At 40.7% G+C, this 24099-nt stretch carries 20 protein-coding genes; 14 read left to right on the top strand and 6 right to left on the bottom strand.

All coding sequences use genetic code 11. From position 1 onward, the window contains the following. Positions 1–55: 55 nt before the first annotated feature. The 4 genes from galE to ESA94_RS14520 all read right to left on the bottom strand — a co-directional run bounded on the left by galE (position 56) and on the right by ESA94_RS14520 (position 4532). A complete protein-coding gene (gene galE / locus ESA94_RS14535) occupies positions 56–1111 on the bottom strand; it encodes a UDP-glucose 4-epimerase GalE (protein ID WP_129131653.1) in 1056 nt (351 codons plus the stop codon). Next, on the bottom strand, positions 1112–1978 hold the full coding sequence (gene rfbA / locus ESA94_RS14530; protein WP_129131652.1) for a glucose-1-phosphate thymidylyltransferase RfbA: 867 nt from the start codon (positions 1976–1978) through the stop codon (positions 1112–1114). Positions 1979–2072: 94 nt separating this feature from the next. Further along, a complete protein-coding gene (locus ESA94_RS14525) occupies positions 2073–3782 on the bottom strand; it encodes an inorganic phosphate transporter (protein ID WP_129131651.1) in 1710 nt (569 codons plus the stop codon). Between the two features lie 99 nt (positions 3783–3881). Further along, a complete protein-coding gene (locus tag ESA94_RS14520) occupies positions 3882–4532 on the bottom strand; it encodes a DUF47 domain-containing protein (protein ID WP_129131650.1) in 651 nt (216 codons plus the stop codon). Positions 4533–4679: 147 nt separating this feature from the next. On the opposite strand from ESA94_RS14520, the gene ESA94_RS14515 reads away from it, so the two are divergent. The 3 genes from ESA94_RS14515 (at position 4680) to ESA94_RS14505 (ending at position 10348) form a co-directional block, all read left to right on the top strand. Continuing rightward, positions 4680–5987, top strand: coding sequence for a porin (locus ESA94_RS14515; protein ID WP_129131649.1), 1308 nt, complete (start codon positions 4680–4682; stop codon positions 5985–5987). Between the two features lie 169 nt (positions 5988–6156). Next, positions 6157–8943, top strand: coding sequence for an outer membrane beta-barrel protein (locus tag ESA94_RS14510; RefSeq protein ID WP_129131648.1), 2787 nt, complete (start codon positions 6157–6159; stop codon positions 8941–8943). Between the two features lie 28 nt (positions 8944–8971). After that, entirely contained in the window at positions 8972–10348 is a 1377-nt protein-coding gene (locus tag ESA94_RS14505; RefSeq protein ID WP_129131647.1) for a hypothetical protein, read from the top strand. A gap of 359 nt (positions 10349–10707) precedes the next feature. Here the strand turns inward: ESA94_RS14505 and ESA94_RS14500 are convergent, their stop codons facing one another. Both ESA94_RS14500 and ESA94_RS14495 read right to left on the bottom strand, forming a co-directional pair. Further along, a complete protein-coding gene (locus tag ESA94_RS14500; protein WP_129131646.1) occupies positions 10708–11766 on the bottom strand; it encodes a sensor histidine kinase in 1059 nt (352 codons plus the stop codon). A 39-nt stretch (positions 11767–11805) separates the two neighbouring features. Next, the gene (locus ESA94_RS14495; protein WP_129131645.1) at positions 11806–12492 is read right to left on the bottom strand and encodes a response regulator; all 687 of its coding nucleotides are present in this window, start codon (positions 12490–12492) and stop codon (positions 11806–11808) included. Between the two features lie 156 nt (positions 12493–12648). Between ESA94_RS14495 and ESA94_RS14490 the strand changes: the two genes are divergently transcribed. The 11 genes from ESA94_RS14490 (at position 12649) to ESA94_RS14440 (ending at position 24058) form a co-directional block, all read left to right on the top strand. Beyond that, a complete protein-coding gene (locus ESA94_RS14490; RefSeq protein WP_129131644.1) occupies positions 12649–14841 on the top strand; it encodes a hypothetical protein in 2193 nt (730 codons plus the stop codon). Between the two features lie 48 nt (positions 14842–14889). Beyond that, entirely contained in the window at positions 14890–16164 is a 1275-nt protein-coding gene (locus tag ESA94_RS14485; RefSeq protein WP_240671063.1) for a DUF5690 family protein, read from the top strand. A gap of 95 nt (positions 16165–16259) precedes the next feature. After that, positions 16260–18104: an ABC transporter ATP-binding protein gene (locus ESA94_RS14480; RefSeq protein WP_129131643.1), complete on the top strand. Its 1845-nt coding sequence runs from the start codon at positions 16260–16262 to the stop codon at positions 18102–18104. 33 nt (positions 18105–18137) lie between these two features. Continuing rightward, positions 18138–18347: a hypothetical protein gene (locus ESA94_RS14475; RefSeq protein WP_129131642.1), complete on the top strand. Its 210-nt coding sequence runs from the start codon at positions 18138–18140 to the stop codon at positions 18345–18347. Positions 18348–18506: 159 nt separating this feature from the next. Beyond that, positions 18507–18854, top strand: a complete 348-nt coding sequence (locus tag ESA94_RS14470; RefSeq protein ID WP_205755987.1) for a hypothetical protein — start codon at positions 18507–18509, stop codon at positions 18852–18854. Positions 18855–18933: 79 nt separating this feature from the next. Then, positions 18934–20073: a F0F1 ATP synthase subunit A gene (gene atpB, locus ESA94_RS14465; RefSeq protein WP_240671062.1), complete on the top strand. Its 1140-nt coding sequence runs from the start codon at positions 18934–18936 to the stop codon at positions 20071–20073. 32 nt (positions 20074–20105) lie between these two features. Then, the gene (gene atpE, locus ESA94_RS14460) at positions 20106–20318 is read left to right on the top strand and encodes an ATP synthase F0 subunit C (RefSeq protein WP_026768996.1); all 213 of its coding nucleotides are present in this window, start codon (positions 20106–20108) and stop codon (positions 20316–20318) included. Between the two features lie 100 nt (positions 20319–20418). After that, positions 20419–20928, top strand: coding sequence for a F0F1 ATP synthase subunit B (gene atpF, locus ESA94_RS14455; protein WP_129131641.1), 510 nt, complete (start codon positions 20419–20421; stop codon positions 20926–20928). 67 nt (positions 20929–20995) lie between these two features. Further along, complete coding sequence (gene atpH / locus ESA94_RS14450; protein WP_129131640.1) at positions 20996–21559, top strand: ATP synthase F1 subunit delta; 564 nt, start codon at positions 20996–20998, stop codon at positions 21557–21559. A gap of 25 nt (positions 21560–21584) precedes the next feature. Beyond that, a complete protein-coding gene (gene atpA, locus ESA94_RS14445) occupies positions 21585–23165 on the top strand; it encodes a F0F1 ATP synthase subunit alpha (RefSeq protein WP_129131639.1) in 1581 nt (526 codons plus the stop codon). 152 nt (positions 23166–23317) lie between these two features. Further along, positions 23318–24058, top strand: coding sequence for a GLPGLI family protein (locus ESA94_RS14440; protein ID WP_129131638.1), 741 nt, complete (start codon positions 23318–23320; stop codon positions 24056–24058). Positions 24059–24099 lie beyond the last annotated feature (41 nt).

Here is a 24099-nt window from a genome sequence, read left to right as displayed (position 1 = left end):
ACGAACGAATGTCGGTCAGCCATTTTGTTGCTGCAACTTTATGCAATTTTTGCACTTAATTTAAGATGCTGTTTTGGCTGCTGTGGAGGCTTTCGTCCTTCTTTACGCTCAACTCCCATTTCCACGCAGTATCCATCATTTCATCAAGATTGTATTGAGGCTCCCAGCCCAGTTTCGTTCTTGCTTTATCGTTGTTGGCATAGGTAGCTATTACGTCGCCAGCTCGACGTGGCCCGATCTTGTAATTCAGTTTTTGTCCGCTTACTTTTTCGAATGTGTTAATTGCTTCCAACACTGTTACACCATTACCTGTGCCGAGGTTAAATACTTCGCAACGGCTTCCGTTCTTTCCTTCTACGAGATAATTAATAGCAAGGGTATGTGCATGCGCCAAGTCACTTACATGAATAAAGTCACGCACACAGGAACCATCTCTTGTATCATAATCGTTACCAAAAACAGTCATTTGCGGCAGTTTGCCAATTGCTGTTTGTGTAATAGCTGGTACAAGGTTTTGCGGCTTGCCTAAAGGCAGTTCGCCAATAAGAATGCTTGGGTGTGCGCCAACCGGATTGAAGTAACGTAAGAGAATAGCATTGGTAGAAAAACTTTTTACGGTTTCACTTACAATTTGCTCACCCATTTGCTTGGTGTAACCATATGGACTTTCAGCTGGTTTGGGTGGTGTTTCTTCCGTTACCGGTACTTTGTCGGGGTTGCCATACACCGTACAGCTTGATGAAAAAACAAAATGCGGAATCTGAAACTCCTGTACACATTTCAACAGGTTCATCAATGAAACCAGGTTGTTTTCAAAATACATCAACGGTTTTTCTACACTTTCGCCCACAGCTTTGTAGGCAGCAAAGTGAATAACACCGCTAATATCGGGGTTCTCCTGCAATACAGCATAGGTTTCGTCGTAATTGCAAAGATCAACAGTGTAGTTTTTGATTTTTTTGCCAAGAATCTTTTCCGCTCCTTCAAGCAAACGAAGATTTGATCGTGAGTTGTTATCTACACAAACAACATCGTAACCGTTTTCAACAAGATCTACAATTGTGTGGGCGCCAATATAACCGCAACCACCTGTTACAAGTATCTTTTTCATTTATTTTTCTTTAATAAGATTCATGATGTACTGACCGTAACCGCTTTTAAGCAACGGTTGCGCCAATGCTTTTAATTGCTCGGTTGTAATAAAACCTTTACGCCATGCAATTTCTTCAATGCACGCAATTTTTATACCCTGGCGTTGTTCAATTACCTGCACAAACTGCGATGCCTGCATTAACGAATCGAATGTGCCTGTGTCTAACCAGGCAGTACCACGATCAAGGATAGACACCTTCAACTTTCCACGGCGTAAGTATTCTTTGTTTACATCGGTAATTTCGTATTCGCCACGTGGGCTTGGCTTCAACTCTTTCGCAATCTTCACTACTGCATTATCGTAAAAGTATAAGCCGGGAACTGCATAGTTGCTTTTTGGATGCTCAGGTTTTTCTTCAATGCTCAATGCAGTAAAGTTTTCGTCAAAATCAACCACACCATAACGTTCAGGATCACTTACATGATAAGCATAGATGATACCACCATCGGGCTGGGTATTGTTGGCAAGCAGTTTGCCTAACCCTGCACCATAAAAAATATTGTCGCCCAATACCAGCGCCACATCATCGTTACCAATAAATTCTTCGCCAATTACAAAAGCCTGTGCCAAACCGTTTGGTACAGCTTGCTCAGCGTAGGTAAAGCTAATGCCTAAATTCTTACCATCGCCGAGCAATCGTTTGAAATTGGGTAAGTCTTGTGGAGTGGAGATAATTAAAATTTCACGGATACCTGCCATCATTAAAACCGAAAGCGGATAGTAGATCATTGGCTTATCGTAAATAGGCATAATCTGTTTGCTGATGGCAAAGGTGATGGGGTGTAGTCTTGTACCGGAACCGCCGGCAAGAATAATTCCTTTCATATGTTCATTAATTGAGCCGCAAAGATGCAACTACCTGTCAGAAATAAAAAATCCAACCTTGAGGGTTGGATCTTTCATTTATTGTTGATTGATTTTATAAAAATAAGCTTACAAGAAGGTACGAGATAGCTGCCAGTACCGCACTTACCGGAATGGTGAGTACCCATGCCCAAAGGAGGTTAACGGTAACCCCCCAACGCACAGCACTCAAACGTTTGGTAGCACCAACACCCATAATACTACCGGTAATAGTGTGGGTAGTTGAAACCGGTATACCCATTTGTCCTGTAAAGAAAAGTGTAAAAGCACCCGCTGTTTCTGCAGCAACACCTTCAAGCGGAGTAACCTTGGTAATTTTAGTACCCATGGTTTTAACGATCTTCCAACCGCCACTCATTGTACCAATACCAATGGCAAGGTAACACGCAATTGGTACCCAATGCGGCAGATCGGAGAAGTTTTGAATAGTACCATTTGCAATCAGTGCAGCGCCGATAATACCCATTACTTTCTGTGCATCGTTACCACCATGACCAACACTAAACGCTGCCGAACTAAAGAGCTGCAGTTTCTTAAACATGTTGGCTACTTTATAAGCTGTAGGCGTGCGCACTTTCTCTACATATAAATAAACAAGTGAGAAGAAAATTGAGGTAAAGATGATACCCCATACAATGCTGCTGTTATCGGCTTTGTCAATATCTTTTGCCAGGGCTTTTTCGATATTGAACTTTTCCATTTTACCCTTTACTTTTTCCTTGTTTGCATCTTTAATGGGGTAGATGGCGCTCATCATTGCAATAGCACTGTCGGCAGTAACTTCTTTGCTGAAAAATTTCTTAAGCGGATCTTTATACAGTTCGGTTTTTTCTTTTGCAATATCATACTCCTTCTTTACCGCAGGTTCAGAAGTTGATTTTGCTTCCATAATAAGAAAGTCATTTGCATTACGTACATCATCTTTCAGGCGGCTTGCTTCAATATCTTTTAACCAGCCGGAGTCGGTTGCTGTTTTCGCAATACCGTTTGCACCAAGCTTATCAAAATCGTGTACAAGTACATTGATCTTATTGTAGTTTGGTAATGCTTTGTCAAGTTTACCTTTAGCCGTTTCGTAAGCTGCAATAGCCGAAGAATCGTTCGGGTTTTGCTTAAGCTTTGCCTGTGCTGATTTTACTTCTTTCTTGTACTTGTCGATCTTTAAAAACTTCTGCAGGTTCTCATCCATTTTGTTTGTTTCAAACCTGTCGAAAAGTAATACCGTTAAAAAAGTAACCACTGCAATAATTCCTAAGCGCAGCCAAACATTTCGCATTACAGTAATGATGGTAATAAAAATAGAAATCACCATACCAATCAACGGCGCAAGGAAAATAAACAGCACTGTATTAAGGATCACTTCCGATTCAACCACTTTACCCCAGCCAATGCCCCAGCCTTTGGTTACAATGGCATGCGTTATAGCCGAACCTGCCAAACCACCAATTAATGTGTGCGATGAAGAAGAAGGAATACCATACCACCAGGTAAGCAGGTTCCAGAAAATAGCCGCAATTAAACCTGCAAGAATTACAGGAAGGGTAATAAATTCTTTGATAACCGTTTTGCTAACGGTGTTTGCTACCGCATGATCTTTAAAAATAAAATAGGCAACGGCGTTAAAGAATGCTGCCCATAATACCGCCTGAAAAGGCGTTAACACTTTTGTTGAAACAACAGTTGCAATAGAGTTGGCAGCATCATGAAAGCCATTGATGTAATCGAAAATGAGCGCCAGCGCTATAATTACGATAAGAAGAGTCATAGAGACAATTTGAAAATGATTGAATTTGAGAATTTGAAAACGCAGGCCTCTTACGGCTTTAAATTTTCAAATTGATACATTAGCGAATTTTCAAATTGCTTATGCGTATTTTACAATAATGCTTTCAATAACGTTTGCTGCATCTTCGCATTTATCTGTTGCATTTTCCATTACCTGGTAAATCTCTCTTTTCTTGATCACTTCTTTTGCATCAGACTCGGTTGCAAATAAACGCTCAATGCTCATATCAAAAACATCATCTGCCTGGTTTTCGATGCTGTTTACACGAACCAATGCATCAGTGATCTGGCGCATGTTCTTCATGTCTTTCAGTTCAAAAATAGCCGTCTTGATATTTTCAGAACCTTGTGCAATTAAATCGGCAAACTTAGCAAAGCTTTCATGCAAAGGATCTACACGATAGAAGTTGATCTTTTTTGCAGATGCAAAAATGTAATCAGCAACATCGTCCATTGCATTGGCGAGGTAGTGAATATCTTCCCGATCAAATGGAGTAATGAAGTTGCGGCTTAACTCCGTAAAAATTTTATGCGTAAGATCATCGTTTTTGTGTTCAAGATCTTCAATCTGTGCAATCAGTTTTTCACGCTCTTCAAACGAAGGTTCTTTAACGAGTTTTTTAAGCAAGTGCGACATTTCAACAACAGTTGTTGCTACTTCTTCAAACAACTGGTAAAATACACGGTCTTTTGGGAGGAAAATTTTAAGAATAGAATTGATTCCTGACATGTTTTTAAAATTTCCGCAAAGGTAGTTTTTTGAGCTTTTTCAGAAGGGTTGTAGGCTTTGTTAATGATTTCTTAACACAGGGGTAACGATAGCTTAACATGGTAAAAATGTCGGCTTTATACCTTTGCGGCGCTTAAGGAAATTATTATGACTAAACCAATGTACAGGGCTTTTCTGCTCCTGTTATGTACTTTGCCCATTGCCGCAAAGGCCCAGTTTCTGATGGATATGATCGATACTACGAAAGATGCCGGTAAGGGCATGCTGGGTATTTACAAAAAATTCGACCATTTGCGTTTAAGCGGCTACATCCAACCGCAATTTCAGGTGGCTGAGAGCAAAGGAATTAAAACTTTTGAAGGTCCTGATTTTGGCACAAACGTAAGTAATCGTTTTATGCTGCGCCGCAGCCGTGTGCGGATAGATTATGTACATTTTGGAAAAGAAGCCAAAGCAGGGGTACAAATTGCTTTTCAGTTTGATGTAAACGAAAGAGGGTTTACCATACGTGATGTATGGGGAAGGGTGTTTGAAAACAAACTGCAAACCTTTGCCTTTACAACCGGTATGTTTGCCCGTCCTTTTGGTTACGAAACAAACCTCAGCAGCAGCGACAGGGAATCGCCGGAACGTACACGTATGAATCAAACACTCATGAAGAGTGAGCGAGACCTTGGTGCGATGATTACATTTGAACCACGGAAAAAAGATGCAAAAATGCGTTATCTGAAAATGGATGCAGGTATGTTTAACGGACAGGGCATCAACGCAACAGGCGATTTTGATAACAGCAAAGACGTTATTGGCCGTGTGGCACTTAAACCTTACCCGGTAACAAAAAAACTAGCTGTTTCGGCAGGCGCTTCGTTACTCTACGGCGGATTGCTGCAAAACACAAAGTATAAATATTCAACCGGGCAAAGTGGCGGGGTAACCAAATTGTTAGTGGATTCTGCGGTGGCTAATATCGGTACGGTATCGCCCCGAAAATATTATGGTGCCGACCTGCAGCTAAAACTTAAAAACAGGAAAGGCTTTACTGAACTGCGTGGCGAATATATCGGTGGCGTGCAAACAGGTACATCTACGAGTAGCGAAACTCCCAATGCATTACTTACCGGTATTGAAGGGTTTCATGTACGAAATTTCAGAGGTGGTAATGTTTATTTTCTGCAACACCTTTTTAGCACCCAACACCAGCTTATTGTAAAGTATGAATGGTATGATCCGAATACAAAAGTGAAAGGAACTCAAATTGGAGCATCCGGTAAATCGCTAACCGCTGCTAATATTCAATACAACACATTGGGCATAGGCTATATTAATTACCTCACCGAAAATGTAAAACTGGTATTGTATTATGCAATGGTAAAGAATGAAAAAACAGCGTTAACCGGTTATACGAGCGATATAAAAGATAATGTACTAACCTGTCGCCTGCAGTTCCGTTTTTAAATTATCAGAAGAAATACAGAGGTACGAAGCGGCCTGCATCTACTATGATGCAGGCCGCTTTTTATACATGCAGTTAACATTGGCTTAATATGCAGGTAATAGTTCCTTAACACGGGGTTTACGTTGGCATAACATTGCAGGAGTTCCTTTGCCGCATCAAATTGATACTATGCTTAGGAAATTTAAAGGATCACTGCTTACCCTTTTTACACTTGTTCTTTTTGCCTTCTCCACATCGGCACAAACAACCAAATTAAACGGCCGTGTTCTTAATCAGAAAAATGAACCTGTTGCAGGTGCATCGGTTTCGGTTAACGAATTGGGCAAATCTTTTGCTGCTGATATTGAAGGACGTTTTACAGTTAGTCTTGAACAGGGGAAAAAATACACACTTACTGTTACTGCTGTTGGTTACCAGACCAAAATGGTTGATGAGGTTGAAGTAAAGAATAACATTGACGAAAACGTAATTACCATTTTACTCAATGTTGCAGCAAAAGAAGGTACAGAGATTGTTATCCGTTCTACAGCACGTAAAGAAAATACATCGGGCTTATTAAGTTTTCAACGAAACAATACATCGTTATCAAGTGGTCTTTCTGCCGATTTCATCCGACGTACTCCCGATAAGAACACCGGTGAAGTATTGAAGCGTGTAAGCGGTGCTTCTATCCAGGATAACAAGTTTGTAATTGTTCGTGGTTTGAGCGATCGTTACAACCAGGCGCTCATCAATGGTGCACAGTTGCCATCTTCTGAACCTGATAAGAAAGCATTTTCTTTCGATGTAATCCCTTCTCAACTTATCGATAATATCATCATCAACAAAACGGCAACACCCGATTTAACCGGTGAGTTTGCAGGTGGGTTGGTGCAGATTCAAACGAAAGATGTTCCTACAAAAGATATTCTTTCAGTTGGTGTAAATCTTGGTTACAACTCACAATCAACATTTAAAGACTTTGTAACCAACCAACGTGAAACAAGCGATTGGTTTGGTTTTGATGGTGGCCGCAGAAATTTACCCGACGGCTTTCTTTCCCGTAACCAATATGCAAAACTTGGTGCTGATGCTAAGGGCGAGCAATCGAAACTTTTCCGTTCGGATGTATATAACGAACGTAAAATAACTGCTGCGCCAATTCAAAGCTATAATCTTACTTACGGTAAAGGCTATAAGTTCAATAATGGAAACTCATTCGGGTTTATTGCCGGACTTACTTACCGTAACGCACAAAATATTTATGATGTAAACAGAAACATCAACGACTTTGTTGGAACTGTTGAGCGTAGTTATACCGATCACCAGAACCGTTTTTCAACAAGTGTTGGTGCTGTTGCAAACGTTGCGTTTACCAGCCGCAAACTGAAAGTGGCGTTCAAAAATCTCTACAATCAATTGTACGACGATAACTATTATGTAAGAAATGGTAAGAACCTGTTAGATGGTCAGGATATTAACTTCCGCAGCAGCTATCTCAACCAACGTTCATTGCTTTCTTCTCAACTTGAAGCAGAACAGCAATTATCAAAATCAGGTATTAAGTTGAAGTTGAACGGTAACTTCTCTTACAATATTAAATCGCAACCCGATCTGCGTACGGTTTCTTATTTGCGCAGTACAGGAACGAATAATCCGTTTACATTGGTTACCGATGAAACGGGCCGTTTCTTCAGCAGCCTTAAAGATTTTTCGTACGGTGGTGGTGGTGCATTAACTGTGCCTTTTACAATGGCCGGCGAAAAGCAAACGTTTAAAGCGGGAGGTGGTACGCTTATCCGCATCCGTGATTTCCAATCGAGAAACTTCCGTTACCGTTTGGATGATAATACAAACAGCAACTTACTTACGCTCCCTTTCAACGAGGTGTTTAAGCAACAGTATATCGGCAACGGACAGTTTGTTTATGCGGATGAAACACAAAACGAAGACAAATATTTTGGTGTAAGCATTATCAACAACGGTTATGCAATGTTCGATAATAAGTTTTCCGATAAACTTCGTTTGGTATGGGGAGCACGTGTTGAAAATTTCCAACAGTTTTTAACAACAGTACGTTCCGATTTAAAACGTGTTATTGTTAATACCAGCAAATGGGATGTTCTTCCTTCACTTAATTTAAGCTATAGCATAAAAGATAAGCATCAGTTACGTTTGGCAGGTTACCGTACCGTTGCCCGTCCTGAATTTCGTGAAATTGCTCCGTTCTCTTTCTACGATTACGAACAGAACTATGCTGTAAGTGGTGATACTACTTTACGCAGAAGCGATATCTGGAATGCGGATTTGCGTTACGAATGGTATCCGAAAGCAAGTGAAGGTATTTCTGTTGCGGTTTTCTATAAACACTTTGCCGATCCTATTGAATTAAGAGCATTGGCTGCAGGTAGCGTACGCCGTTACCAGTTCCAGAATGCAGGTGAAGCACAAACTTATGGTTTTGAGGTTGAGGTGCGTAAAGGTTTAGGTTTTATTGCTCCCAAACTCGATGTGTTTAACATCTTCACAAACGTAACAGTTCTTTCTTCTGCTGTTCAGTTATCGGGTGTTGGTGCAAACGGCCAGGCTCAATCGTTCGATCGTCCGTTACAGGGCCAGTCGCCTTACCTCGTTAACGTTGGGTTACAGTTTAACGATAAGAAAGGAAAAGTAAACGCTTCCTTACTCTACAACAGAATTGGTCAGCGTCTTGCATTGGCTGGTGGTAAAGATCAGTTGATCTATGATATTTACGAACGTCCAAGAGATTTAGTTGACTTCCAGATTTCAACCAAAGTATTAAAGAATAAAGGTGAGTTGCGTTTTACAGTATCGGACATTTTTAACCAGCCATTCTATTTCTACGAAAATATTGATACCAATAACAAGTTTACCCGTGGTACCGATCGTTTGTGGAACAGCTATACACCGGGTACAACATTTACAATTGGATTTACTTACGATTTGACTAAATAAAAACTAAAAATTCACAAAGAAACATAGTATGAAAAAGCTATTAGTTGCAGCAATTACAGCCTTAACATTTACCGCTTGTATTAAGGTTGACTTTAACGAAACTGTTGGCGGTTCGGGTAATACAGATACAACTGTTATTCCTTCTACATTAACAGGTAGAATCGATCGCAGTCTTTCGTTGCCTAAAGGAAGATATAAATTGTCTGGTTTTGTATATGTAGGTAAAGGTGCAACACTGGAGATCGCAGCAGGTTCGGTAGTACTTGCAGATGCCTCTGTAAAAACAGCGTTGATTATTGAACAAGGTGGTAAGCTGGTTGCAGATGGTAAAGCTGATGCGCCGATTGTATTTACAAGTGATAAAGCTGCAGGTTCACGTCGTGAATTTGATTGGGGTGGTATTTCAATCTGTGGTTATGCGCCTACAAACCGCCCGTTAACCCCTGCACCTATTACGGAAGGTGGTAGTAACCGTCCTTACGGTGGTACAGATGCCGGCGACAACAGTGGTATTCTCCGTTATGTGCGTATTGAGTTTGCAGGTATTACTGCAGAAAACAACAGCGAATTGAATGGTCTTACTTTATACGGTGTTGGTGCAGGTACAATTATTGAAAATGTACAGACTTCTTTTTGTGGTGATGATGGTTTCGAATTCTTTGGTGGTACAGTAAACGCTAAGAATCTTATTTCTTTTGCAAGCGGTGATGATGATTTTGATTTTGACTTTGGTTACAATGGTCAGATCCAGTATGCAGTATCATTGCGTGATAAATATTCTGATGATGATGATGCAAACCAGATTGAGTGCGATAACGATGCATCGGGTACAACTGCTACTCCTGTAACACGTCCTATCCTCAGCAACTTTACACTCATCGGACCATACGATACAACTGGTACAGGTACAAATGGTTCACGTCACCGTTATGGTAACAGATGGCGCCGTTCTGCCCGTTTTGAATTCCGTAACTCAATCATTCTTGGTTCAAAAGGTAATGCTATTGTTCTCGAAAGCGATAATACGATCAACGATTATAAAAGCGGTACAAGCATTTTCAGAAACAACCTCGTGTTTTCTTACAATGCTTATCCGGTAGGAGCTCCTGCAATTGCATTTACTACTAATAACCAAACCTTACTTGCAAATGCTGATTTTCAAACTGCAGTTCTTGGTCAAGGCAATACATTACTTGCAGACAGAAACGCAGCACAGTTAACCGATCCGTTTAACTTTAGTGCTCCTAATTTCTTACCAAAAGTTGGTTCACCTGCTTTAACCGGTGCAAACTTCAGTGGTATGAGTGCTTACTTCAATACTGCAGGAACATTTGTTGGTGCATTTGGTACAACAAACTGGGCGCAGGGTTGGGCAAGCTTTACACCTCAAACAAACGTATACTAATAAAATACTTACTCGAAAGAGTAAAGAAGGATTTCCTTAAGCAAGTATCCTCTATTCAGCCTCCTGTTCTCAGGGGGCTTTTTATTTAAGCTGTTAGCTGCAAGCAAGACAGAAGAAGTTTGTGAGATATGAATCGGTTTGAGGCGATTGGCTGATAGCTTACAGCTTCTTCCGAAATAACAATTCCTACATACTATAATAATCTTCCGGTAAAACAGGCGTAGCACATTTGTATTGCAATCGATAAGATCAATAAAGTCTTATAGCAATCAAGGGTTCATTTTCTCATTACTTGACTGGGAACTTCACCGCTCCGATTCTTCAGAGCGGTCTTTTTATTTAAGCGGAGGAAAGAAGGCTTATGCAGCGTTGTCTTTTCTGCCTTCTAATGTAAAACCAAAGGTGCTGCCCACATCAATCCTGCTGCGTACATGCATGGTTTGTCCGTGAGCTTCAATAATGTGTTTACAAATAGAAAGACCTAAACCGCTGCCACCTTCTTTGCGGCTGCGGGCTATATCGGTACGGTAAAATCGTTCGAAAATACGGGTGAGGTGCTCTTCAGCTATACCATAACCATCATCACTTATTTCTGCAAGCACCAGGTTGCCATGTGTTTTGTATACACTAAAAACAATTGTGCCATTTTGTTTGCCGTATTTAATGGCATTGCTTACAAGGTTGATCAATACCATGCGTATCTTTTCTTTATCTGCATAAACAGTAATCGGCAGATCGCTGTTTTTTTTAATCGAACACTTAATGTTTTTCTCAGCAGCTTTTAATGAAAGGCTTTCGTACACATCCTGCACCAATTCCTGTATAATGAAATTTTGTTTGTACAGTTGTTGTTGCCCGCTTTCCAGCTTCGAAATTTCATCAAGGTCATCAACAAGGTTTACCAGTCGGTCGATATTGCGGGAGGTATTGAGCAGGAATTTTTTTGCAATCTCTTCTTTTTGCATAGCGCCACTCAGCAACGTATCAACGTAACCTTGCACCGCAAAAATGGGTGTCTTTAATTCATGACTCAGGTTTTGCAGAAACTCTTTGCGGTATTGCTCGTTCTGTTTCAGTAATTCAATTTCTTCACGCTTCTGTTCGGCCCATGCTTCCACTTCGGCGCTTACTTCCTGCAAACTTTTTTCGGGTAACAGCGATTTGGTATAAAACTCTTCCCGTTTGGTGGCTTTGGTTTGCGAAATGAATTTGTAGATGAGTTTAATATGCCGGTAAATAAAACGTTCGGTAAAATAACGGATCAACAAGTAGCTGATGAGGAACAGCACCGCAAAACTCAGCAAGGCTATCCACCAGCTGCGGATAAAGAAATAGTTTGCCAGGCCCACCAATAACGAAATGGTAAAGGCTGTAAATGCAGAAAGCTGAACGGGGGTAAGCTGTCGGGAATTGATCATGTTGTTTGTACTTATGCAGGCACAAACAAATTTACAAGCTTAGGTTGTGCCAAGTTCAAATTTATAACCCACACCTTTAACGGTGGTAATACAATCGATGTTGAGTTTCTGGCGGATCTTGCGGATGTGTACATCAATGGTACGATCGCCCACAATAACATCGGCACCCCAAACCTGGTTTAAAATTTCGTGACGCAGAAACACACGACCCGGCTTTGATGCCAGCAATGCTAACAGTTCAAATTCTTTTTTCGCAAGAATAATGTCCTGTCCATGATACTTCACCAAAAACTGTTCTTTATCTATCTGCAGATCACCGATCTTAATAATGGCATCATCGCTGCGGAAACTGCGGCGGAACAGGGCGTTAACACGGCTTATGAGTACCTTAGGACTGATGGGTTTGCTTACATAATCATCTGCACCCATTTCAAAACCTTTCAGATGACTGGCTTCGTCGTTTAATGCAGTAAGTATAATGATGAGTGTATTTGCAAACTCTGCCTGCGAACGCAGGATCTGGCAAACTTCCATGCCTGTTTTACGGGGCATCATTACATCCAGAATAATTAAATCGGGTTGCTGTTGTTTGGCTAAATGAATTGCTTCATCGCCATCTTTTGCCTTAATAACGGTAAAACCTTCTACGGTGAGATTATATTCCAGTATTTCGAGAATATCCGGTTCGTCGTCGGCAATGAGAATTTTTTTTCCTTTGGGCTCCATGACTGTGCTGCAAAATTAGAAGGCTCAACCCATGCAAAAGCCTGAACAATATTATATAATTGTTAACGAGTTTTACCGGTTTATTTGAGCAAATCTGCGTCTTGGCATAAACTGTGCTTAGATTGGTTTGAGTTTTTGAGGTTAATTTTGCAAACGATGAGAAAATACGCCCTTTTTATTCTGTTTCAGATTTATGCAGGAACTGTGCTGATGGCACAGAGCCAGAACCGCATTACGTTCGATACTTCGAAAGTTGAAATTCCGATGAGCCGTGTGATATGGCATGAGAATATTGATAAAGAACAAAAACGTACCGATAAGGTAGATGGTAAGGTTGATAATTTTTTAAAGCTTACCAGTAACGAAGATCTCAATATTCAGATTACCGATGTTATTCTGCGGGAAGTAGATGAAATGCAGATCCGCATTGAAAGAGGCGAAGGCGATAATAATTTCAAGATCGGTCAGCTGCGTTCGTTAAGAGAATTGTTGCAGGCAATTGCGGGCCGTGCTAAAGAAAAAGAAGTACCGCCAATGATTCCATTGTTGTTTACGAGTTATGAAGAAGTGATGAAAAGGCAGTCAACAGGTCAGTCAGTACTATCTGTGTTTGAAAAACTGCCATACCAGGGCACAGAAATTCTTTCGGGCATTTTTACACAGTTAAAAGAAGCGCAGCAGATAAAGAACATGGCCTTTTTAAAAAAGGTACAACTCAATCCATCAAACATTTTATCGGGCATTGCAGCATTTTCCGATCAGCCCTTTGCAGATAGTTTAATTGAAGTGGCAGCAAATAAAATTCCGTTGGAAGTGTATACCTATGCACAGGCTGTTAAAACACCGGCCGCACAGGTTATCCGCCGCAACAAAAATCCGAAAGTGCAAACCATAGCCAAGCTCAGCAGTATTATGAACGGCACCTTGTACCTGCCTTTTCTTGATGAGTTATTAAGTGGTCAGCTGGCAATTGATGATATTAAAGCGGTGGTTGAAAATGAGCTGGCGTATTACAAACTGATTGTAAAAACACAGATCAAATATTACAACCGCATTTCACAAGGCGACACGCCGGTGCTTGCGCCTGTGTTGTTTCAGATGCTGGAGCGTAAAGCAACTGATGTGTTTGTGAATGTGATGAATGACTTGCACGATTCACCCGATGCGGTGCGTATGCGTGTAAGTGATCCGTTAACATCAGAAGAAATTTATTACCTCCTTGTTACAACAGAAGAAGTGATTTATACGAGTACCTATACAAAACTGTACGATCGTATGATGACCCGTTTTCCCGGTCGCAGAAGTGATTCGTTGATGATGGCTGTACATTTTGACAGGTTTAAGAAGTTCATCAAAATGGCAGCGAACTATAACAGGCTCGACGATTTTTTGAAATCGATGCCGGAGATCAGAAGCAATCAGCTGATGTATGCGTTTGTACAGGGTTTACAAAAAACATCATCGTTGGAAGATGCAGTAGATGTTGCAGACAGCTATGGCAGTATTACCAATGTTGATCTGCAGAATTTCTTAAAACGCCAGGTAAAGGAAAACTATGAAAAGAGTTTGCAGGTAAAAGACAGAAGAGGAGAGGTGATCTATAACATTCTGCTCACCTTATTTAAATCGGCAGCAGATACCTCTATGAATCTTTCTGCATTGTTGGGTATTCCACCTGTGTATAAAGTAGATTTTAACAGCATTACCGACGATAGTGGTCGTGTGGTACAACATGTTTTTTTCTATGGCGATGAAGATGGTATTACATCGTTCCGCAACTTTATGGGCATGTTCAACGGCAAACCCGAGTGGAAAGTGGTAACAGGTAAAGAATGGGTAACCATCACTTCTACAAAAGGTAAACCTTATACCATTTATGCCAACCTGCCTTTGGATTATAAACAGGATCTGGATGCGCAGGCACAGGCGCATTTAATTGAATACCTCAATAAAAACAATATTAATCCTTCGTTTGTTGTACACCGTGGGCACAGTTATCACTTAAAATATACTTTGCAGCAGATGTTGCCATCATCACGCATTGTAATGTTGGGTTCCTGTGGTGGTTATCAAAACCTGGCGAAGATCCTCAACGTAAACGAAGATGCCCATATCATTTCTACAAAGCAGGTAGGTAGCTATTCGGTGAATGAGCCGATCCTTCGTGCATTGAATGATGATATCCGTAACGGAAGAAATATCGAGTGGATTCCATTATGGCAACAGATCGCCAATTCGGTTAAAAGCGATGTCCGTGCAAGCGAGCTGTTGAAAGATTATGTACCACCGCATAAAAACCTCGGCGCAATTTTTATCAAAGCTTATCGCAAAGCAACTGGAGAAATGTAATTGACGGGTTAGTAACCCGGGCAAAAAAACAGTTATCTTCCCGTTGCATTGAATCAGCAACAAAATAGAACCACAACTTTTTCAGCTAAGCAAATTGCAACAGCAGTTTATTTAGCTGTTGTTGTTTTTTGTACCTACGCTTCCATTTTCGCCTTTCGCAAACCATTTACCGTTGCCACATTCGATGGTTTGCAGTTTTGGGGAGTATCGTATCAAACCTTACTAATCATTAGCCAGGTTGTTGGCTATATGCTCAGCAAATTTTATGGTATTCGTTTTATTTCCGAATTGCAACGGCATGGCCGTTGGCGTACAAGTGTGCAGATAGTTGGTGCAGCATGGATAAGTCTTTTATTATTTGCTGTTGTGCCCGCACCATTTGGTATGCTTTGTTTTTTAGTGAATGGCTTTACTCTTGGCTTTATGTGGGGTGTGGTATTCAGTTATGTGGAAGGGAGAAGAACCACAGATTTTATTGGCGTTGTATTAGCGGTGAGTTTCATTTTTGCAGGTGGTTTTACAAGAAGTGTAGGCAAGTGGTTGATGCTCGACTGGAATGTAAGTGCATACTGGATGCCTTTTGTAACGGCAAGTGTTTTTGCAATGCCGTTGATCTTATTTTATATCCTTCTGGAAAAAGCAAAGGCGCCCGATGCAGACGATGAAAAAGAACGCACCGTTCGCAAACCAATGAATAATGAAGAACGCAAACTGTTTCTTTCGCAATACAAGTTGGGCGTAGTGGCATTTGTAATTATTTATTTGCTCTTAACGATTATGCGGGATCTGCGGGATAATTACATGGCCAATATGTGGAACGAACTTGGCTATGCAAAAAATGCAGCCGTGTTTGCAAAAACTGAAACCATTACATCGCTTGTTGTGCTGGCATTGATAGGAACTTTGGTGTTTGTGCGCAAAAACATAAAAGCTTTTCGCATTATTCATTGGTTGCTTATGTTGGGCTTTTTGCTGGCAGGTATTGCATCATTACTTTTCCGGATCGATATGCTGGATGGTGCTTTGTGGATGCAGTTCACCGGACTTGGCTTGTACATTGCTTATGTGTTGTTCAACAGTGTGTTTTTTGAACGTTTGTTGGCAACATTCAGTATTGCAGGCAATGTGGGCTTTCTTATCTATCTCGCCGATGCATGGGGTTATCTTGGCAGTATTTCGGTTATGCTGTCGAAAGAATTATTCAAACTGCAGTTAAACTGGGTTTCGTTTTATTCGATGCTGGTTATTGCTTTTGCTGTAATTGGTATTGTAGCCAGTTTCTTTTCATTCAGCTATTTTAATAACAAGTATAAAAAGAGCTGATCAGCACCACTCATCCTTTTTAGCAGCTGTTTTTGTTTTAGTGCGTTCCCGAACGAACTGAAAGCGGTTAACTTTGCCGGTAAATTTTTTAGGGATTGGAACAGAACGCCGGGAAAAAGAAGTTATTCGATTTTAAATTGCTGAAGAGGGTTATTAGCTATGCTTCGCCATACAGGAGCCGGTTAAATGCTTCTATTATATTAGCGATCGTACTTGCGGTTTTAGGACCTGTGCGTCCGTGGCTCATCAATACTACTGTTAACGATTACATCGCAAAAGGAACAGAGCCCGGACTTAAGTTTACTTTTAGGTTGTTCGGCAACGATCTGTTGTTTACGGTTGGCGAAATGATCTTTCTTATTACAGCCATCCAGGTATTGTTCATCATCATTGAAACTGTTCTCCGCTTTTTCTTTTCTTATTACACTTCATGGCTTGGACAAACAGTGGTGCGTGATCTCCGGGTGAATGTATTTAAGAAGATCATCGGTCTTAACCTTCGCCAGTTCGATAAAACACCGATCGGTACACTCACAACAAGAAGCATCAACGATATTGAAACCATCAGCGATATTTTTGCAGAGGGCTTTATTCCTATCCTCGCCGATTTTCTTACCATCATTGCTGTACTGTTCACCATGTTTTACATCAACTGGCAGTTAACATTGGTGTGTTTAATTCCCTTTCCGTTTTTGATTCTTGCAACCTACTACTTCAAAGAAAGTGTAAACAAAAGTTTTCATCGTGTACGCAATGCTATTGCAGCATTAAATGCATTTGTACAGGAACACATTCAGGGCATGCAGGTGGTACAGGCATTTGCCGTAGAAAAAAAGGAATTCAACAAGTTTAGCAAAATCAATAAAGAACATCGCAACGCCAACATCAATGCCATTTTTGCGTATTCCATTTTCTTTCCTGTGGTTGAAATTATTCTGGCTGTTTCATTAGGGTTACTTGTTTGGTTTGGAGCAAGACAGGCGGTAGCAGAAAACAGCGTAGAGGCAGCGAAGATGGCAGGAGAGATCATGGCGTTTATCATTTTACTCAACATGCTGTTTCGTCCGCTGCGGTTTATTGCCGATAAGTTTAATGTATTACAAATGGGTATGGTGGCGAGTGAGCGGGTGTTTAAAGTGCTGGATAATACCGATGAAATTGCGCCTTCTGCAACCGATGCTTTTAAACCTGTTGGTGCAGTACCCGGCAAACTTGAATTTGAAAAAGTATGGTTTGCATATAACGATGAGAACTGGGTATTGAAAGATATTTCACTCAAGGTTAATCCGGGTGAAACAGTTGCAATTGTTGGGCATACAGGCAGCGGCAAAACATCCATCATTAGTTTATTAAACAGGCTTTACCATATTCAGAAGGGAAGTATAAAGTTGGATGACGTAGAAATTGAAACCTATGATCTGGATGTTTTACGCAGTAAAATTGGTGTGGTATTACAGGATGTGTTTTTGTTTGCCGGAACCATTACCGAAAATGTAACACTGCGTAACGAAAACATCAGCAGAGAGAAAGTTGTTGAAGCAGCAAAGCTTATTGGTCTGCACGAATTTATTATGCGCCTGCCTGGCAATTATGATTTTAATGTAATGGAACGTGGGGCAACCATGAGCCAGGGGCAGCGCCAGTTGTTGAGTTTTATCAGGGCTATCTTATTTAATCCTTCGGTGCTTATTCTTGATGAAGCAACATCGGCAGTTGATACCGAAACCGAACAGATGATCCAGCATGCGATTGATAAGCTGATCGAAGGGCGTACATCAATTGTTATTGCACATCGTCTGTCTACTATCCGTAAGGCCGATAAAATTATTGTGTTGGATAAAGGAGAGATCAAGGAAAGTGGCACACACGAAGAACTGCTGCAACTTGGCGGCTACTACGCCAAACTCCACGAAATGCAATTTTCGAAAGCAATTGTATAGGTAAGGCGGAGGATATTTTTTAACTTGCAGGAAGTGGAAAAGAAGCAATACGATAAAAGCAACAGGCTTTCAGTTGTGAAAGAAGAGTTCGTTCCTTACGAAAATCAGAACGAGCATGAACAGCTTTTGTTACAAAAAGCCATTACCACTACTGCATCAGAAAAATTTCATCTTCTGATGAATCTTATGAAGGCCGGCGAAATGATGAAACGGGCAAAAATTCATCACAAAACCAATCTCTAAATTTTAGATCAGCATGGATGTTTATGGCCAGATTTTTCTCGACTTGTGGCAAAGCTTGAATAAACGAAATGTCCGCTACATCATGGGTGGAGGATTTGCAACCAACTTCCACGGATTTCACCGCTATACAGGGATGTTGATCTATACATTGACGACACATTGGAAAACAGAAAGAAGCTCAGAGAGGTGTTTATTGATTTAGAGTTGGGCGATTTTCAGTCGTTGGAAACCATGCAGTTTATTCCTGGCTGGACTGATTTTCAATTAAATAATGGAATAAGGATGGGCTTGATGACCTCCTTAAAGGGTGTTGATCTGTCATTTGATGAATGCTTTAAGGTTTCACCAGTAGCAGAAGTTGAAGGCATAATGGTCCCTTTTCTTCATATCAACCAATTGCTCGCAAACAAAAAGGCTGTTTTTCGTCCCAAAGACCAGATTGATGTTCTGGAGCTCGAAAAAATCAAAGCAGAGCGGATTAAAATGGGGCTCGATCTGCCTGAATAACTTTTTTCAGTATTCCTTCCTGTAGAACCCCCTTTTTCACCCGCCACTCCTTATCTTTGCGCCAAATTTCAGGAAACGTATGATGGGTAAAAACTTCAAATCCTTACTGGTAGCGGCTTTCAGCTTAGGTATGATGTTTTTTTATAATTCAAGTAAAGCGCAGGATTCTGTACATCACGCAACAGAAGAGCACGGGAAAGCAGAGGGTGGTCATGCCACAGAAGGCAAGTTTGATGTTACAAAAACAATCTTAGAACATATTAAAGATGATCATAGCTGGCACTTATGGGGGCATACTTCGCTTCCGCTGCCTGTTATTCTTTATTCTGATAAAGGTTTCGAAGTATTTTCTTCTTCTAATTTAGTGGATGCACATCATGAACCGGCAGCATACCAGGGAAATTACCTCTACAAAACAGTAGAAGGTAAAATGAAGGTGGTTAATGCAGATGGATCAATTGATGAAGCTGCTACTAAAAAAGTGTGGGATTTCTCAATTACCAAAAACGTAGCTTCTCTTTTATTTACAGTAGCACTTTTGCTCATCATTTTCTTAAGTGTTGCGAATGCATACAAACGCCACGGTGTAAAATCAGCACCGAAAGGATTTCAGTCGTTCATGGAACCATTGATCTTGTTTGTGCGTGACGATATTGCAAAACCCAATATCGGCCACAAGTATGCGAAGTACATGCCTTTCCTTTTAACAGTTTTCTTCCTTATCTGGATCAACAATATTTTAGGTCTGGTTCCTTTCTTCCCCGGTGGCGCTAATGTGAGTGGCAACATTGCTTTTACAATGACGTTGGCTGTGTTTACCTTCATTCTTGTAAACATCAACGGAAATAAAGATTACTGGAAACACATTTTCTGGATGCCCGGTATGCCGGTAGCAATGAAAATCTTCCTTGCACCAATTGAATTACTGGGTGTGTTTACTAAACCTATTTCATTGATGATACGATTGTTTGCCAACATCACCGCAGGGCACATCCTGGTGTTGAGCTTAATCTGTCTCATCTTTATTTTTAAATCGGTATTTGCTGCAACCATTGCGGTGCCGTTTGCAATTTTCATCAGCTTAATTGAATTGCTGGTGGCTTTCCTGCAGGCGTTCATCTTTACCATGCTGGCAGCAATGTATATCGGAATGGCAATTGAGGAGCATCATCACCACGATGATCATGAACCTCATTACCATGAACCAGACGTAGCATAACTTTTTTTCAATAACAATTAAAATTCAAAACAATGGTAGTAGGTAGTGTTGCTGCAATTGGTGCTGGCTTAGCTGCAATCGGCGCTGGTATTGGTATCGGCCAAATCGGTAAAGGTGCAGTAGAAGGTATCGCTCGTCAGCCAGAAGCTGCAAATGACATTCGTGCAAACATGATCGTAGCTGCGGCTTTCGTAGAAGCGGTTGCTCTGTTTGCGGTGGTAGTTGCCCTGTTGGGTAATGGTTAATCCATCAAAACTTTATACAGGCTCAAAACACAGGGTGGCGAGCCTGTATATTCTCTACGTTGTTCAAAATTGTTCGTTCGTATTTTATTAAATAAATAATATGTTTTTAGAAGTTAATCCTTTGGTACTCCCCGATATCGGGTTGGTTGTTTGGAGCACAATTGCTTTCCTTATTTTATTGATTGTTCTTGGAAAGTTTGCATGGAAACCAATTATGAAGGGAATTCATGAAAGGGAAGCCGGTATTGCTGATGCTATTGCTTCTGCAGAAAAAGTAAAAGCAGAAATGGCGCAATTGCAGAACGAAAACGAAGCTTTATTGGCAAAGGCACGTGAAGAGCGTGCACAACTGCTCAAAGAAGCACGTGAAACAAAAGATAAAATTGTAAACGAAGCAAAAGAACAGGCGAAAGCTGAAGCAAATAAAATTATTCTGGAAGCGCAGGCGGCAATCAATCATCAGAAGCTGGCTGCAATTACGGAAGTAAAGAACCAGGTAGGTAACCTTGTTATTGAAGTAAGTGAGAAAGTATTGCGTCGTGAACTTTCTAACAAAAGCGAACAGGAAGCATACATCAACAACCTGGCAAACGAAATCAAGTTAAACTAAGAAAAGGCAAAGTGTTTAGGGGTTAAGGCCTTACAGCTTTCTCCTTATAGCTTCAACCATAATAAATATGCAAAATCCCCGTCTCGCAACACGCTATGCAAAATCACTGGTGGTGCTCGCACAAGAGCAAAACCAGCTTGATGCTGTACAGGCAGATATGAAATATCTGCAGGTTACCTGCAGACAAAGCCGTGAGTTAACGAATTTGTTGCGCAGCCCTGTAGTTAAAAGCGATAAAAAAAGCAGTATTGTAAAAGAAGTATTGGGTGATAAAGTAAGTGCTTTATCGGCTGCATTTATTAACCTGCTGATCCAGAAAGGTCGTGAAAGCAACCTGCCTGAAATTGCTGCTGCAGTAATAGAACAATACAACGAAATTAAAAATATTCACCACGTAAAGCTTACTACTGCTACTGAAGCAAGTGAAGAGCTGAAGCAGGCCATCATTAAAAAAGTAAAAGCAGATGCTGCTTTGCAGAATGTTGAACTGGAAACAGTGGTGAACGATGCTATTATTGGTGGTTTTCAACTCGAATACAAAGGCAACCTCATCGATGCAAGTATTGCACGTGACCTGCGTGATATTCAGACTCAGTTCCAGAAAAACACTTATATACGTAACATCCGTTAATAAACTTTTTAAATAATAAAGCGTCATGGCAGATATTAAACCAGATGAAATTTCGGCGATACTTCGCCAGCAGTTAAGCAACTTCAACGTAGGTGCTGACCTGGAAGAAGTAGGCACAGTATTACAAGCGGGCGACGGTATTGCCCGTGTTTATGGATTGAACAACGTTCGCTACGGTGAGCTTGTTGAATTTGAAAACGGCGTACGTGCCATTGCCCTTAACCTTGAAGAAGATAACGTGGGTGTGGTATTGATGGGTGAAGGAAAAGGAATTAAAGAAGGTTCAAAAGTTCGTCGTACTTCGCAAATTGCTTCTATTAAAGTTGGTGAAGGAATGAGCGGTCGTGTTATCAACGTATTGGGCGAACCAATCGATGGTAAAGGGCCTATCACCGGCGAATTATACGAAATGCCATTGGAGCGTAAAGCACCGGGTGTAATCTTCCGTGAGCCGGTAAAAGAACCATTGCAAACAGGTATCAAAGCCATTGATGCCATGATCCCTATCGGTCGTGGTCAGCGTGAGTTGATCATCGGCGACCGTCAGACAGGTAAAACTGCAATTGCGATCGATACCATCATCAACCAGAAAGAATTCTTTGATGCAGGTAAACCAGTATACTGTATTTATGTAGCCATTGGTCAGAAAGCTTCTACCATTGCCGGTGTTATGAAAACATTGGAAGATAATGGTGCAATGAAGTACACTACTATCGTTGCGGCTTCTGCAAGCGATCCTGCTCCTCAGCAGTTCTACGCTCCTTATGCGGGTGCTGCATTGGGTGAGTACTTCCGTGATACCGGACGTCCTGCATTGATCATTTATGATGATCTTTCTAAGCAAGCGGTAGCTTACCGTGAGGTATCTCTGCTGCTGAAACGTCCTCCCGGTCGTGAAGCATATCCTGGTGATGTATTCTATCTGCATAGCCGTTTGCTCGAGCGTGCAGCGAAAGTGATCAACGATGATAATGTGGCGAAGAATATGAACGACGTACCAGACAGCATTAAGCATTTGGTAAAAGGTGGTGGTTCATTAACTGCATTACCGATCATTGAAACACAAGCTGGTGACGTATCTGCATACATTCCAACAAACGTAATTTCAATTACCGACGGTCAGATATTCCTTGAAGGTAACTTGTTTAACGCAGGTATCCGTCCGGCCATCAACGTAGGTATTTCTGTAAGCCGTGTGGGTGGTAATGCACAAATTAAATCGATGAAGAAAGTTGCCGGTACATTGAAACTTGACCAAGCTCTTTATCGTGAGTTGGAAGCCTTCTCTAAGTTTGGTGGCGATATGGATGCTGCTACAAAAGCGGTTATCGATAAAGGTGCACGTAACGTAGAAATTCTGAAACAACCTCAGTACACTCCGTATGCAGTAGAAAAGCAAATTGCAATTATCTACCTTGGTACAAACGGTTTGCTGAACAGTGTACCTGTACGTAAGGTGAAAGAATTTGAAGAACATTTCTTATTGGAAATGGAAAACAAATTGCCTGATGTATTAGCTGAGTTTAAGAAAGGTGCATTACCTGAAGATGGCATTAAGAAGATGGTTGACCTTGCAAATGCAATCATTCCTCAGTACAAAGCATAATTGAACGCTTTAGTATATCAAAGGGAGTCGAAAGACTCCCTTTTTTTGTTGATACAAAGAAGAAAAAAGTAAATTCTTAAGAAATTTACAAACGGTTAAAATCAAATAGTAATTTTAAAAATATTAAATTGGAACACTAAGCGCTAAATTAAATGAAACACTTTTCCTCTTTGCTTGTTACAATTATTTCTATTCAAATCTTATATAGTCAAAGCTTAAATACCTTAAAACTAAAGTATACTGTAACGCAAAAAAAATTCAACATAAATGAAGAGGGCCAATCAAGATTGATAGCAAAACAGGAACGGTTAGGTTTTTATTTTAAGGTTGGGAGCCAATATTTCTTTTACTCTACGCCGTTCGACACCACATCAATAGTTAACCAGGAAGTAGTGGGCAATAATCGTGCTTCTGTCAGTTTTTTAAAAGATAGTTTACAACAGGTACAATACAGAAACACCGATTCAATGTTTAACCTGGTAATGATTCAAAGATCTGGCCAGCAAAGAGTAAATCGCTTTGATTTAGTAAAGGGAGAACAAAAGTGGGAAATAAAGCCTGAGACAAAAAAAGTTGGCACATTTCAATGCCAGAAAGCGGTTTGGATAGATGATGGATTTTTAGTTGCCGAAATATGGTTTGCTCCCGATGTACCCGTATACTTCGGTTTGCAAAATTATAATGAAGTGCCCGGGATGATTGTGGAGGCAACACAGTTTTATCCGCATATTGAGTATAAACTAATCGAGTATGTTGCGGATGCCGAAGTGAAAGACGATGAAATTTTCCCTGCTTATTTACGAGTGAGCCCAAATTATATGTCGAGGGAAAATTATGAGCAAAATTTAAAAAGACTCAGAACGCTTCGTAAAACACAGGGGCGTATTAATTAATTCCATAGATTATTCTTTGTCTTGAGTTGCCGTTATTGTGC

Origin of the sequence: Lacibacter luteus (genome assembly GCF_004118265.1) — a bacterium.
Taxonomy (GTDB): Bacteria; Bacteroidota; Bacteroidia; order Chitinophagales; family Chitinophagaceae; genus Lacibacter; species Lacibacter luteus.
The sequence above is the reverse complement of the archived record's forward strand: the minus strand, read 5'-3'. Positions and strand labels throughout refer to the sequence as shown.

Excerpts from the sequence above, each read along its gene's own strand:
- ESA94_RS14505 (WP_129131647.1), top strand. The coding sequence starts at position 8,972 with ATGAAAAAGCTATTAGTTGCAGCAATTACAGCCTTAACATTTACCGCT.
- ESA94_RS14495 (WP_129131645.1), bottom strand. The coding sequence starts at position 12,492 with ATGGAGCCCAAAGGAAAAAAAATTCTCATTGCCGACGACGAACCGGAT.
- ESA94_RS14515 (WP_129131649.1), top strand. The coding sequence starts at position 4,680 with ATGACTAAACCAATGTACAGGGCTTTTCTGCTCCTGTTATGTACTTTG.
- atpA (WP_129131639.1), top strand. The coding sequence starts at position 21,585 with ATGGCAGATATTAAACCAGATGAAATTTCGGCGATACTTCGCCAGCAG.
- ESA94_RS14520 (WP_129131650.1), bottom strand. The coding sequence starts at position 4,532 with ATGTCAGGAATCAATTCTATTCTTAAAATTTTCCTCCCAAAAGACCGT.
- atpF (WP_129131641.1), top strand. The coding sequence starts at position 20,419 with ATGTTTTTAGAAGTTAATCCTTTGGTACTCCCCGATATCGGGTTGGTT.
- atpH (WP_129131640.1), top strand. The coding sequence starts at position 20,996 with ATGCAAAATCCCCGTCTCGCAACACGCTATGCAAAATCACTGGTGGTG.
- atpB (WP_240671062.1), top strand. The coding sequence starts at position 18,934 with ATGATGGGTAAAAACTTCAAATCCTTACTGGTAGCGGCTTTCAGCTTA.
- ESA94_RS14490 (WP_129131644.1), top strand. The coding sequence starts at position 12,649 with ATGAGAAAATACGCCCTTTTTATTCTGTTTCAGATTTATGCAGGAACT.
- atpE (WP_026768996.1), top strand. The coding sequence starts at position 20,106 with ATGGTAGTAGGTAGTGTTGCTGCAATTGGTGCTGGCTTAGCTGCAATC.
- galE (WP_129131653.1), bottom strand. The coding sequence starts at position 1,111 with ATGAAAAAGATACTTGTAACAGGTGGTTGCGGTTATATTGGCGCCCAC.
- ESA94_RS14440 (WP_129131638.1), top strand. The coding sequence starts at position 23,318 with ATGAAACACTTTTCCTCTTTGCTTGTTACAATTATTTCTATTCAAATC.
- ESA94_RS14500 (WP_129131646.1), bottom strand. The coding sequence starts at position 11,766 with ATGATCAATTCCCGACAGCTTACCCCCGTTCAGCTTTCTGCATTTACA.
- ESA94_RS14525 (WP_129131651.1), bottom strand. The coding sequence starts at position 3,782 with ATGACTCTTCTTATCGTAATTATAGCGCTGGCGCTCATTTTCGATTAC.
- rfbA (WP_129131652.1), bottom strand. The coding sequence starts at position 1,978 with ATGAAAGGAATTATTCTTGCCGGCGGTTCCGGTACAAGACTACACCCC.
- ESA94_RS14510 (WP_129131648.1), top strand. The coding sequence starts at position 6,157 with ATGCTTAGGAAATTTAAAGGATCACTGCTTACCCTTTTTACACTTGTT.